Source organism: Bradyrhizobium genomosp. III (assembly GCF_000261705.1).
In the GTDB taxonomy this organism is placed as follows: domain Bacteria; phylum Pseudomonadota; class Alphaproteobacteria; order Rhizobiales; family Xanthobacteraceae; genus Bradyrhizobium; species Bradyrhizobium ottawaense.
The window spans coordinates 1-12,045 of sequence record NZ_AJQF01000046.1 but is presented as its reverse complement, the minus strand read 5'-3'; the positions used below and the strand labels follow the sequence as shown (position 1 = coordinate 12,045).

Annotated in this window: 10 protein-coding genes; 2 read left to right on the top strand and 8 right to left on the bottom strand. The window is 65.2% G+C overall.

Annotation, left to right across the window (positions count from 1 at the left end):
• On the top strand, window positions 1-534 hold a 534-nt coding region (locus tag IC66_RS0104400), incomplete at its 5' end, for an FAD:protein FMN transferase (RefSeq protein WP_162131321.1).
• Window positions 535-542: 8 nt separating this feature from the next.
• Here the strand turns inward: IC66_RS0104400 and IC66_RS0104395 are convergent.
• The 5 genes from IC66_RS0104395 to IC66_RS0104375 all read right to left on the bottom strand — a co-directional run bounded on the left by IC66_RS0104395 (window position 543) and on the right by IC66_RS0104375 (window position 8,620).
• Window positions 543-1,370: a hypothetical protein gene (locus IC66_RS0104395; RefSeq protein ID WP_038946773.1), complete on the bottom strand. Its 828-nt coding sequence runs from the start codon at window positions 1,368-1,370 to the stop codon at window positions 543-545.
• A gap of 85 nt (window positions 1,371-1,455) precedes the next feature.
• Entirely contained in the window at window positions 1,456-2,745 is a 1,290-nt protein-coding gene (gene fsrB / locus IC66_RS0104390; protein ID WP_028144654.1) for a siderophore utilization protein FsrB, read from the bottom strand.
• A gap of 56 nt (window positions 2,746-2,801) precedes the next feature.
• Complete coding sequence (locus IC66_RS0104385) at window positions 2,802-4,790, bottom strand: TonB-dependent siderophore receptor (protein WP_038946772.1); 1,989 nt, start codon at window positions 4,788-4,790, stop codon at window positions 2,802-2,804.
• Window positions 4,791-5,416: 626 nt separating this feature from the next.
• Window positions 5,417-7,414: a primary-amine oxidase gene (locus IC66_RS0104380; protein ID WP_038946771.1), complete on the bottom strand. Its 1,998-nt coding sequence runs from the start codon at window positions 7,412-7,414 to the stop codon at window positions 5,417-5,419.
• A 15-nt stretch (window positions 7,415-7,429) separates the two neighbouring features.
• On the bottom strand, window positions 7,430-8,620 hold the full coding sequence (locus IC66_RS0104375; RefSeq protein ID WP_038946769.1) for a serine hydrolase domain-containing protein: 1,191 nt from the start codon (window positions 8,618-8,620) through the stop codon (window positions 7,430-7,432).
• 181 nt (window positions 8,621-8,801) lie between these two features.
• On the opposite strand from IC66_RS0104375, the gene IC66_RS0104370 reads away from it, so the two are divergent.
• Window positions 8,802-9,791 (top strand): helix-turn-helix domain-containing protein, encoded by a 990-nt coding sequence (locus IC66_RS0104370; RefSeq protein WP_028144658.1) that lies wholly within the window; start codon window positions 8,802-8,804, stop codon window positions 9,789-9,791.
• A gap of 14 nt (window positions 9,792-9,805) precedes the next feature.
• Here IC66_RS0104370 and IC66_RS0104365 read toward each other — a convergent pair whose 3' ends face one another.
• From IC66_RS0104365 to IC66_RS0104355, 3 genes are all read right to left on the bottom strand, one after another.
• Window positions 9,806-10,579 carry a MetQ/NlpA family ABC transporter substrate-binding protein gene (locus IC66_RS0104365; protein WP_038946768.1) on the bottom strand — a complete coding sequence of 258 codons (774 nt, stop codon included), beginning with the start codon at window positions 10,577-10,579 and terminating at the stop codon, window positions 9,806-9,808.
• A gap of 28 nt (window positions 10,580-10,607) precedes the next feature.
• On the bottom strand, window positions 10,608-11,273 hold the full coding sequence (locus IC66_RS0104360; protein WP_038946766.1) for a methionine ABC transporter permease: 666 nt from the start codon (window positions 11,271-11,273) through the stop codon (window positions 10,608-10,610).
• The coding region (locus tag IC66_RS0104355; protein WP_038946765.1) for an NIL domain-containing protein at window positions 11,263-12,045 on the bottom strand (783 nt) is incomplete at its 5' end. The genes IC66_RS0104360 and IC66_RS0104355, both read right to left, overlap by 11 nt.

Below are 12,045 nucleotides of genomic sequence, written 5' to 3'. Positions count from 1 at the left end.
GCGCGCATCGGCAGCAGCCGGCTGTCGATCAGCCGCGACCGGATCGTGATGCCCAAGGGCATGACCGTCACCCTGAACGGGATCGCGCAGGGCTACGTCTCGGACAAGGTGGTCGACCTGCTGCGGGCGCACGGCATCTCGCGCAGCCTGGTCGACATGGGCGAACCCCGCGCGATCGGCGCGCGTCCGGACGGACTGCCCTGGGAGATCGGCATCGCCGATCCCGACATCGTGGGCCGCACGAAGACGGTGCTGCCGATCGTCGACCGCGCCGTGTCCACCTCGGGCGGCTACGGCTGCCAGTTCGATTCCAGGGCGCGCTTCAACCATTTGTTCGATCCCCGATCAGGCGGCTGCGCCCACCGCTACCGCAGCGTGACGACTGTGTCCCGCAGCGCCACCGCCGCGGACGCATTGTCGACGGCGTTCAGCCTGATGCCGGAAGATGAGATTCGATCGCTCTTGCCGCATGTCGACATCGACCGCGTGCATCTGATCGATGGGGCCGGCCGATCGGTCGAATTGTCGGCCTAACCTGCGCGCTACCGCAGCGGCAGCAGCTCCAACTGGCTCTGCGCCTTCTTCACGGCCGCTGCGTACCAGCTCTGGCTCGGCGCTTCCTTGGCGAAGCATGTCGTGTAGGCGGCCATGGCCTGATCCTCGCGGGCCATGTCGCCGCGCGGATCCTTCTTGTTGACGGGTTTGGCCATCATCTGTTTCCACACGCGCTCGCAGGCCGGAATTTCAGCGGTCTTTACCGCGTCCGATGTGGCGAGGAAGTAGACCTTATCGCCCTTGATCGCGACGACGTCGATTTCATCCGGCGCTCCCTTGAGCCCGCCATTGCCGCGCAGGCCGAGCACGGCGACTGCAGCGCTCGCGGATGCGGGCTTTGTGATCGGCAGCTCGGCATATTTGGCGAAGGCGGAGTCCTGGATCGCCTGATAATAGAAGCGGTCGGACTTGAACGCGGCGCCGCTGTCCTGCGGCATGCCGTCCTCGCGATGCTCGCGCAGCCAGTGCGTGAGCAACCCCGTGGTGGTCACCACGGCCTGCATCTTGTCGCCTTCGGAAGCGAAGCCGAGCCCGTCGAGATGGCCGAACCCGATATCACTCTTGAATAGCGTGTCGACGTTCGACTTGCCGTCTGCGGGGAGCCCCTTGATCGTGACCGGTCCCACCAGGCCGCGCAGCACGCCCGCCAGCTCCTTGAGCGCCGCATCATGCTGCTTGTAGATCTCATCGCTTTCCTTGGCACTCGAGAATTTTGCGATGTAGCGGTCGCGCAGGTCGAGATAGTGCTGCTCGGGCGTGGCCGCATGGACGGGCGTCGCCAGGACAAGCAGGCAGAGCAAGGCAAGCGATTTCATTCGATGTCCGCGGACTGGGAGCGATCTCCAGTCTTTGTGCCCGCTGCAGGCGGGAAGGTTCATCCGCAACGACCTTGCGGGCGCCCTACTCCGCCGGCGTCAGCTGCCGGGTCAGACGCACCGCCGCGGTCTCGCGGACGCGGATGCGGGCGCGGCGCTTGCGCCACCAGATCACGACGCCGGTCACCGAGAGTGCGGCGACCACCAGCCCCATGATCGAGATCAGGATGCGGCCGAACAGTCCGACGATGCGACCCGAATGCAGCGGAAATTGCGCCTGGACGAAGATGTCGGCGGCAGTACCGACCCAGGGCAGCCGCTCGCCGATCGGGCGGCCGTCCTCGCTGTCGTAATAGAGCTGGGCCGGGCCGACGCCGCCGGCGCCGTGATCGTCGCCGGGGTGGAAGAAGGCGGCGGCATAGACGCCATGGGCCGGGCCGTAATTGACCGAGCCCACCGGGATCGTCCAGCCCCGCGCCTTGCCGTCGGCGGCGGCGCGTGCGGCGATGTCCGCGAAGGTGACCTTGGGCTCGATGGGATCGTCGAGATCGCGATAAGGCCGCTGCTCATAGGGTGTCGGCGTGTAGTTCGAGACCATCTTCATCAGCGGCGAGAACACCTCGAAATAGAGGTTCAGCGAGAACGCCGTGAAGGCGATGACGAACAGCACGCCCCAGGTCCAGAGACTGAAGGCGCGGTGGATGTCGAAATTGATCCGGTAGGCGCTGCCGGAGGTCTTGATGGTCCAGGCCGGCGCCCAGCGCGCCCAGAAGCCGCGGTCGAGCTGGCGCGTGACGGCAGGCGCCCGCGCCGCCTTGGCGCGCCGGCGCGAGGGCAGCGTCAGATAGAAGCCGACGAAGCAATCGATGGTCCAGATGATGGCGATCACGCCGAGCACGCGCATGCCCCAGCGGTCGCTGCCCCAGAACTCCGGGATGTGCATCGTGTAGTGCAGCTTGTAGAGAAACGAGACGAAGTTCTCCCGCGTGACGGGCCAGACCGCGCCCCAATAGCGCCGGCCCAGCTCCGCGCCGGTGTTGGGATCGAGGAAGACCTGATTGTAGTCGAGGGCGTAGCGCTTGCCGGTCGCCGGATCGATCCGCGGCATGACGAAGAACCACAGCGAATGGCCCTGCTCCGGCGTCATGAAGAGGTAGACGACGCGCGCGCGGGGATCGCGCTGCTCGATCGTCTTGGCGAGCTCGATCGAGGGGATCGCCGGGCCTTTGCTGCTGACGTCGAACAGATGGCTGTTCAGAACGTCGTCGATCTCGTGATCCCAGGAGATGATCGCGCCGGTGATGCCGGAAAAGAACAGGAATCCGGCCGTGAGCAGTCCCGCCCAGCGATGCAGCTTGCCGAATGTCGCTCTCATCGTCTTGCACTCTCATCCAGCAGGTCCGGCTCGCCATCGCCGGACCGTCTTCGATTTCACCAGCGATAAGTCAGCTTGCCGATGGCCTTCCGTCCCTCGGCATACATGCAGCCCGAAAGGCCGTAGCAGGCCGCGACATAGCGCGTGTCCGCAAGGTTGGTGACGTTCAGCGACAGCCGCCAATTGTCACGGGTATAGGCAAGAAGCGCATCCAGCACGGTCGCCGATCCCACCTTGAACGTGTTGGCATCATCGCCCCAGGTCGCGCCGACATAGCGAACGCCGCCGCCGAACTGCAAGCCCGCCAGCATGCCGTTCTGGAGCGTGTAGTCGCTCCACAGCGAAGCGCGGTTGAGCGGCACGGTGACCGGCGCCTTGCCGACATTGACCGGATCCTGCGTGACCATGGCATCGATATAGGCGTAGGCCGCCCGCAGGTTCCAGCCGTCGGCGAGCGACATCGAGCCTTCGAGCTCGATACCGCGCGACTTCACCTGCCCGATCTGCTCGTAAAAGGTGGTTGCAGGCACGTACACAGCGACGTTGTCACGCGTCAGGTCGAAGGCGGCGAAGGTGAACAGCGCATTCCAGCCGAGCGGCTGATACTTGACGCCGACCTCGTACTGGACGCCGGTCTCGGGATTGAGCATCTGTCCAGCCGGACCGGTCGCGAGCACCGGCAGGAACGACTCGGAATAGCTGAAATAGGGGGCGATGCCGTTGTCGAAATTGTACATCAATGCGGCGCGGCCGGTGAAGGCTGACGCATCTTTCGAGACCGAGGTGTTCGAGAGTCCGCTGTCGACCTGCGTCGTCACGAAATCCTGGCGCCCGCCGAGCTGGAACGACAGCCGACCGAGCTTGATCTGATCCTGCGCATAGAGGTCGACCTGCGACTGCTTGACGCCGGTGTTGTCGCTCATGCCGCCGATGGTCCAGTCGTAGCTGTAGACCGGGTTGAAGACGTTGATCTCGGGCGCTGATGTGCTGACGGAGAAAGCGGTGTCGCGGAACGATGTGTTACGGTAGTCGACGCCAACCAGCGTGGTGTGGCTGAGGATACCGGTGGTGAACCTGCCCTGGAGCTGGTTGTCCACTGCAAAGGAGTTGATGTAGGAGTTGCTGTAGCTGCCGAAGCGCGCGAGCTGCCCCGCTGCCTCGTCGGTATAGCCGCCGCCGTAAAACACCTTTTCCTCGTTGTGCTGATAGGCGTAACGCAGGTTCTGCCGGAAGGTGATGTTGTCGGTGAAATTGTGCGACAGCTGGTAGCCGGCGGTCGCGATCTCGGTGTTGAACGCGTTGAAGCTCGGCACGCCCGCGAAGAACGAGACCGGAATGGTGCGGCCGTTGTTCGGCCACACCGTGCCCGAGGCCGGCAGGAACTGAAGGCCCCACCCTGCCCTGTCCCTCTGATAGTTGGCGAGCAAGGTAATGGTGGTGTCTTCGTTCGGCTTGAACGTGACGGCGGGGGCGATGAAGACGCGGTTGTCCTTGGTGAAGTCGACCTGGGTCTGGCCCTCGCGGACGACGCCGGTGAGGCGCCACAGCACCGTGCCTTCCTTGTTGGCGGCGCCGCCCATGTCGAACTGGCCCTGATAGCGGTTGAAGCTGCCGCCGGAGATCGAGACCTCGCCGAACTGCTGCGCCGTCGGCAGCTTGGTCACGTAGTTGAGGATGCCGCCGGTGCCGCTGCCGCCATACATCGCCGAGGACGGTCCTTTGAGCACCTCCAGGCGCTCGGCCCCGTAGGGATCGAGGCCGTTGAAGTGGACGTAGTTGCTCGAGGGAATTCGCAGGCCGTCGACATAGAGACCCGACATGGTCGTGTCGAAGCCGCGGATCTGGAGAGCGCCGAAGCGGGTGTCCGACCCGCCATTGACGTCGCCGCTGACACCGGCGGTGTAGCGCAGCGCCTCGCCGATCGAGACCGCGCCCTGGTTCCTGACCTGGTCGGTGGTGACGACTGAGACCGACTGCGGGGTTTCGATCAACGGTGTATCGGTCTTGGTGGCCGTGCCGCTTCGCGTGGCGACGAAACCGCGCACCGGGCCATTGGCACGTTCGCCCGTCGCGCCGTTCGACGAGGCCGACTGGGTTGGCGCGGCTGGTTGCGCAGATGAGCGACGATTGGCGCGAGAGGTGCGTGTTGCCGCTCTTCGCGACGAAGCAACCGCGGCAGGACGGGCGCGCTCAACCGGCGCATCGACGGTGACAGCGGGAATCTGTGTCTGCGCCTCCACGGAACCAAAGGGAACCACGAGCGAGAATGTACTGACCGCCCCGAGGAGCAGCACCCGAATCTGTCCACGACGCGCGCATTCACGCGAAGAAAGTTGGTAGTCGGTCACGTCTTTCGAGGCCCCACGCACTGCCGGCTTTGCCGGTATCGTTTTTGGTGTCCCGCCCTAACTCAGGCGGTTTGGGAGTGCGATAGGAACGAAGTTAGAATCTCTCCAGAGGCGTGCGCGGCGCGTGCGACGAATGCGCTCATGCCGATGCCGCGTACGGTCCACGCAGCCGTCGTGCTCCACACGTTTGGAATGCTTCTAGACAGAAACATTCCCTCACCATTCGGCGATGGTCGGAAACGATCAGCTTGCTACCGCGCGAGAATCGCCAATGACCACGCCGGTCGGCGCTACCGAAGAATCCGATCGAGCCCGATCGAACTCTATGACTTGCCGGCGCGGCAACAGGATTCGTCGGCAGTGTTGCTCGCGGTTGCGAGCACGCTGCGGCTGTTGCGGTCCGGCGGGATGTCGCCGGCCGCATTGGCGGCGAAAAAGCCGGTCGGCTTCAGCAGGAAGCCGGCATATTCCACCGGCATGATCGGAAAGTCCTCGGGCTTGCAGACATGGGTGTGGCCGAAAGAGTGCCACACCACGATATCGGCATTCTCGATGTTGCGGTCCTTCGCGGCATAACGCGGCAGGCCATCGCCGCCGGCATGGACGTTGGGATAATCGCCGCTTGCGTATTTCTCGGCCGGATCGAATGCAGTCACCCAGACATGCTTGGTGGCGAAGCCGCCGCGCTTGCGCACGCAACTGCCCTCCTGCGCCAGCATCAGCGGGCTCGGATTGACGACGAGCTTGTAGGCCGGAGCATTGCCGACCGAGTTGGTCTCGTTGGGATTGCTGATCTTCCAGAACCGGCCGGTTTGGCCATTGGCGATGCCCGCCGCGTCATGCTCGCGCGACAGCACCCGCGTCGTGGTGTCGAAGACATTGCCGTGCGGATTGTCGCCACCCCAGGGCCGCGGCACGAAATCGTGCTCGGTGACGGTGTTGCCGCCGCCGTCGAGATCCATGTGCAGGCGGACGTTGAAGAAGTGCTGGTGCGTCGGTCCGCCCAGATTGTCGTCGACCATGCCGCCCCATTTGTACGTCTCGCCTGATGGCACGGCGGCGGTCTGGATGATGCCGGTGAGCTTGGTCTCCAGCTGGATCGTGCCGTCCTGGTAGAGATACCAGTAGAAGCCGTAATCGTAATTTCCGACGGTCGCAAAAAACGAGATCACGAGCCGCCGTGAGCGGCGGACCTCGAACAGGCCGTTGCGGAACTCATAATGTTTCCAGGCGATGCCGTAGTCTTCCTCGTGCATGCAGATGGCGTTCTGCATGACGAAGGGCTCGCCCTTGCTGTCCGCCGCCGGTACGTCGAAATAGCGGATGTTGCCGAGACAGTCGCAGCCCAGCTCGAGCGCATTGGCGAGCATGCCGAGGCCGTATTCGCCGGCATCGAACGCCGACTTCCAGAAATGGTTCGCGGTCGGATCGGCGTAAGGCACCACCATCTCGGTGACGCTGGCGCGATGGATCAGGGAGCGCTTGCGCGCGCCGTCCTGGTAGGCGAGCTGATGCAGCACGAGGCCCTCGCGCGGCGTGAAGCCGATGCGAAAGCTCCATTTCTGCCAGTCGACCTTCCAGCCATTGACGCGAAAGCTCGCGCCCTCGGGTTGCTCGATGTGCAGCGGCTTGATGTCGGTGCGCAGATTGGTCATCTCATGCGCGCCGTAGTTCCGCTTCTTGCGCGGAATCGGCACGATGGGATCCTCATCCGTGAGGTCGATGACCTTGCCGCCGATCAGGTCGACGACAGCGACAACGCCTTCGATCGGGTGCGCATAGCCGTTATCCTGGAGGTGCTCGCGAAAATAGCTGACGGCACGCACGATACGGGCGCCGCGCTCGAACTCCTTGTCGAAGAAACCCGACGAGAACGGATCGACCTGGATCAGCTCGATGTCCTTGTCGGAGAGCCCGCGCCGCGCCATCGCCGCGCGCCATCCGGGATCGGCCTTCACCACGGCCTCGCACTTGAAGAACTCCTCCAGCATCACCGGCGGCTGCCCGTAGGGCGCCTCGCGGTTCGGGACGACCTTGCGGCCGACGATCTCGCCACGTCCGAGATCGACGATATGCTCGATGGCCTCGCCCGTGGTGACGTCAAGCGTCAACGCGAAGGCGCGGCGCCCTACGCCGCCTGCAGCCAGCTCATGCTTGGTCGGCTCCTCCAACCGGACCGTCGGGAAGCGGCAGTTCTCGGGTGAGGTCACGTCGGCGCGCACCAGCGTGCAGGCGGCGGTGATCTCCTCGGCCGTCAGCGGATCAAGCGGATGCGGCGTCGCGGTCTCTGCTTGCGATTTGGCCTTGACGGTATCGAGCATGGGGATGTCCAGAAATCAGGCGAGATGCGAGGTGATGGCGCTGAAGGCGGCGAACCAGCGCTGGTCGATCGGCACGTCCATCGCCTTGGGCTGTGTCGCGAGCTTGACGATGACGGTGTCCGAGTCGAGGTCGACATAGAGGTGCTGGCCATGAATGCCGATCGCGGTCAGCGCGTTGCGCGACGGATCGATCGTGAACCATTTGCTGCGGTAGAGCGCGCCTGGGAAGAACTCGGCGAGGTCGCCGTCGGCCCAGGCCTTGGGATCGCCGTTCTCGCGGATGTCGTCGATCCACCAGCCCGGCACCACCTGCCGCCCCTCGACCACGCCGCGGCAGCGGATCATCTCGCCGAAACGGATGAGGTCACGCGCGGTGACGGAGATGCCGCCGGCGATGCGGCCCATGCCGTGGCTGTCGAGCGTGAGCGAGCCGTCCTCCTCCGCGCCCAGGGGCTGCCAGAGATATTCGGAGAGGATGCGATGATAGGGCATGCCGCAGGCACGCTCATAGACCCAGCCGAGCACCTCGGTATTGGGCGAGACGTAGTGGAACACCTTGCCGTGCGGCTTGCCGGTGCCGCGCAAGGTCGTGAGATAGGCGCGCTGGTGGCCTGCCTCGGCGCCCGGCGGCGGCACGTCCCAGCCCGAGGAGAACCGATAGCGCGCAACGTCGCCGGCGGGGTCCTCGTAATCCTCCTCGAACTTGATGGCGACGGCCATGTCGAGCAGGTTGCGGACAGTGCAGCCGGCGTAGACCGACGTCTCCAACTCCGGCACGTAGCGCACCACCCTCGCCTCGGGATCGAGCAGCCCGCGCGCGGCGAGCATGCCGCCGAGCGTGCCGGCGATCGCCTTGCTGATCGAGCAGATCAGATGCGGTGTGGTCACGCCCATGCCGTCGCCGTACCATTCGTGGATCAGCGTGCCCCGGTGCATGACGAGGAGCGTATCGGCAAAGGTCTCGCGGAGCGTGGCTTCGATCGTGGTCGCTTTGCCATCAGGCGCGGTGAAGCCGAGTTTTGCCAGTTCGCGCGGCGCGCTTCGCATTAGCGTCGGCTGGGCCGAGCGGCGGATCTCTGCGGTCGGCAGCACTTCGCGGGTGTGGGTAAAGCCCCAGCGGATCGCGGGAAAGCTGCGCCAATTGGCGCGCGTCACCTGCGCCTCGGGCGCGGGCGGGCTGCCGCGCATGATCTCGGTCGGTCGCATCTCGATCCCTCCGCAAAGCGCCGTCCCGGCTGCGATGTCGGAACGGCAGGACCGAAGCCTGCACCGCGGCGCCATCGGGCGTTATCGAGATCCGGCAATATTTTGCTGGACAGCGCCTATGGCCGTGCCAGTCTGGCGTGGTTCTTGCTGGCTCTTGGGTGGTGAATTTCGACGTGTCGTCATGCCCTTAGGCGCAACTCTTCCGACTCTGGACTCGGCTGCCGGCCTGTTTCAGGCCAGCAGCACCGATGTCGACGAGCATTGCGCTTCGCTTGGTCGCTGGCGGCTCAGCTACGACCAGATCAGCGCCGGAGCCTTCAGGGGCAGCTTCACCCAACTCTCCCTGCCCCAGCTCGACGTCTTCCGCGAGATCACCAGCCAGCAGGTCCGCCAATACGGCCAGCTGGGGGCCGACAGCTTCGGCATCGGTCTGCCCTGGCATAGTGACGGCGAGGTCAATTGCAACGGCGCCAGCGTTGCAGGTGCCCAGGTCATCGCCTGCATCGACGCCGAGGTCGATATGTGCACGCCGAAATCATTCGAGCTGCGCGGTGTTGTCGCCAGCGCGGCGCTGATCGAGGAGCTTGCGGCCCGGCTCGATATCGAGCTGCCGCGCGCAGTCTGGCACCAGTTGCGGGTGATCGAGATGGCGCAGGCACCGGTCGCGCGATTGCGCGCTCACCTTGCCGCGATCCACGAGACCATCTCGACTGCCCCCGAGCGGTTCGACGATCCGGCCGTCGGGCAGGCGCTGGAAGACGGCCTTCTCGTCGAGATCATGGACATGCTGCCGACCGCACGCCCCAGCGATCCCGGCCGCAGCGCCGCGGCGCGCAAGCGCACCGTCGATCGTGCGCGGGCGCTGATGCATGGCAGCGGCGATCGCTCGCTCTCGCTGCTGCAGGTCTGCAAGGCGGTCGGCGCCAGCCCGCGCAAGCTCGGCTATTGCTTCCAGGAGGTTTTGGGAACGAGCCCGATGCACTACTGGCGAGCAATGCGGCTGAACCGCGTGCGGCGCGATCTGAAACGCGCCGGCGGCACCGATGCCTCGGTCTACGACGTCGCCGTGCAGCACGGCTTCTGGCACTTCAGCCAGTTCTCGCTCGACTACAAGCGTCACTTCGCCGAAAAGCCCTCGGAGACGCTGCGACGCGCCAGGTTGGCGGCCTGACGCGCCCGCTCGCCTTACCAGGTCGGCAGATAGGTGCCCTTGAAGCGCTTCTCCAAAAACTCCTTCACCGGCGCGGAGTGATAGGCCTCGATCAGCGGCTTCACCCAGGGCTTGTCCTTGTCCTCTTCGCGAACGGCGAGGATGTTGACCCAGGGGCCGTCGGGATTCTCGCGGGCGATCGCGTCGGTCGCCGGATTGAGGCCGGCCTGCACCGCGTAATTGTTGTTGATGGAGACGACGTCGACGTCCTGCAGCGCGCGCGGCAGCTGGGCGGCATCGAGCTCGACGAAGCGCAGCTTCTTCGGGTTCTCGGTGATGTCGGCAATGGTCGAGGCGACGTTGTTGTTGTCCTTCAGCTTGATCACGCCGTGCAGCGCCAAGATCATCAGGCCGCGCGCGCCGTTGGAGGGATCGTTGGCGATCGCGACACGGGCACCTTCCGGCAGGTCGGCGAGCGTCTTGTATTTCTGCGAATAGACGCCCTGCGGCGAGCCGATCGTGTTGGCGACCTTGACGATCTTCCAGCCGGTCTTGGAGATCTGGTTCTTCAGATACGGCTCGTGCTGGAACGAATTGGCCTCGAGATCCTTCAGGGCCAGCGCCTGGTTCGGGATCACATAATCCGTGAACTCGACCACCTTGATGTCGAGGCCGCGCTCGGCGCCGACCTTCTTCACGACGTCGATGATCTCGGCATGGGGACCGGCGGTGACGCCGACGCGGATGGTTTCGGCATGGACCGTGGTCGCAAGCAAGGCTGCAGCCGCAAGGGTTGCGAGAAAGCGCATTGAAGTCTCCATTTTCAGGATGGTGCTATCAGTGATGCCGCAGCCGGCGGTTGACCCGACGTGCCAGATAATCGCCGGCGCTCTGGACGAGCTGCACCAGCGCGATCAGCACGACGACGACGGCCAGCATCATCTCCGGCATGAAGCGCTGATAGCCGTAGCGGATGCCGAGATCACCGAGGCCGCCGCCGCCGACCGCACCGACCATCGCGGAGTAGCCGAGCAGGCTGACCACTGCGAGCGTCAGCGCCAGCAACAGGCCCGGCAGCGCCTCGGGGATCAGCACCTTGAACACGATCTGAAGCGGCGAGGCGCCGAACGAGGACGCCGTCTCGATCAGGCCGCCATCGACCTCCCGGATCGCAGCTTCGACCAGACGCGCGATGAACGGCGCCGACGCGATCGTCAGCGGCACGATTGCGGCGGTCGAACCGATCGAGGTGCCCGCGACAAGCCGGGTGAACGGGATGATGGCCACGACCAGGATGATGAACGGCGTCGAACGCGTCGCATTGACGACGATGCCAAGCACGCGGTTGACGAGTGGGGCCGCGAACAGCTCGCCCTTCCGGCTGGTCGCGAGGAAGACGCCGAGCGGCAGGCCGAAGACGGTGCCGAGCAGCGCCGCGATGCCGACCATGTACAGGCTCTCGAAGGTAGCCTGGATGATCAAATTGATGAGTTCAGGCGACATAGCCGAGATGCTCCGCCGGGAATTGATATTGAGACAACCAGGCAAGGACCCGCGCCTGCGCGTCCTCGCGGCCAGGAATGCCGAGAACGAGCGAGCCGACATGCTGGCCGCCGATCTCGTCGATGCGCGCCGACAGCAGCGCGACGTCGAGGCCGAGCTCGCGGGCGAGCCGCGCCACCACGGTGTCGCCGGCCCCTGCCCCGCGGACCTGGACGCGGATCACGGCCTGCCCGCCAACGGGCGGCTCCGCCACGATCCGGCTCGCCAGCGAGACCGGCAGGCTGTCGCCGATGACCTCCGCGAGGAAGGACTGCGTGATCGGATGTTTTGGATGGGTGAAGATGTCGGCGACATGGCCGCTCTCGACCACGTGGCCAGCGTCGAGCACGACCACTTCCTTGGCGAGCTGGCGTACCACGGACATTTCGTGGGTGATCAGCACGATGGTCACGCCCAGCTCGCGGTTGATGTTGGCGAGCAGATCGAGGATCGCGCGTGTCGTCTGCGGATCGAGCGCGGACGTCGCCTCGTCCGACAAGAGCACGCTCGGCCGCGTCGCCAGCGCGCGGGCAATGCCGACGCGCTGCTTCTGGCCGCCGGAGAGCTCCGAGGGATAACGGTCGTGCTTGTCGGCGATGCCGACGAGCGCGAGCAGCTCGGTGACGCGGGCCTTGATGTCGGCCTTGGACCAGCCGGCGATCTCGAGCGGCAGCGCGATGTTGTCGGCGGCGGTGCGCGACGACAGCAGGTTGAAGTGCTGGAAGATCATGCC

Excerpts from the sequence above, each read along its gene's own strand:
- IC66_RS0104395 (WP_038946773.1), bottom strand. The coding sequence starts at position 1,370 with ATGAAATCGCTTGCCTTGCTCTGCCTGCTTGTCCTGGCGACGCCCGTC.
- fsrB (WP_028144654.1), bottom strand. The coding sequence starts at position 2,745 with ATGAGAGCGACATTCGGCAAGCTGCATCGCTGGGCGGGACTGCTCACG.
- IC66_RS0104380 (WP_038946771.1), bottom strand. The coding sequence starts at position 7,414 with ATGCTCGATACCGTCAAGGCCAAATCGCAAGCAGAGACCGCGACGCCG.
- IC66_RS0104375 (WP_038946769.1), bottom strand. The coding sequence starts at position 8,620 with ATGCGACCGACCGAGATCATGCGCGGCAGCCCGCCCGCGCCCGAGGCG.
- IC66_RS0104370 (WP_028144658.1), top strand. The coding sequence starts at position 8,802 with ATGCCCTTAGGCGCAACTCTTCCGACTCTGGACTCGGCTGCCGGCCTG.
- IC66_RS0104365 (WP_038946768.1), bottom strand. The coding sequence starts at position 10,579 with ATGCGCTTTCTCGCAACCCTTGCGGCTGCAGCCTTGCTTGCGACCACG.
- IC66_RS0104360 (WP_038946766.1), bottom strand. The coding sequence starts at position 11,273 with ATGTCGCCTGAACTCATCAATTTGATCATCCAGGCTACCTTCGAGAGC.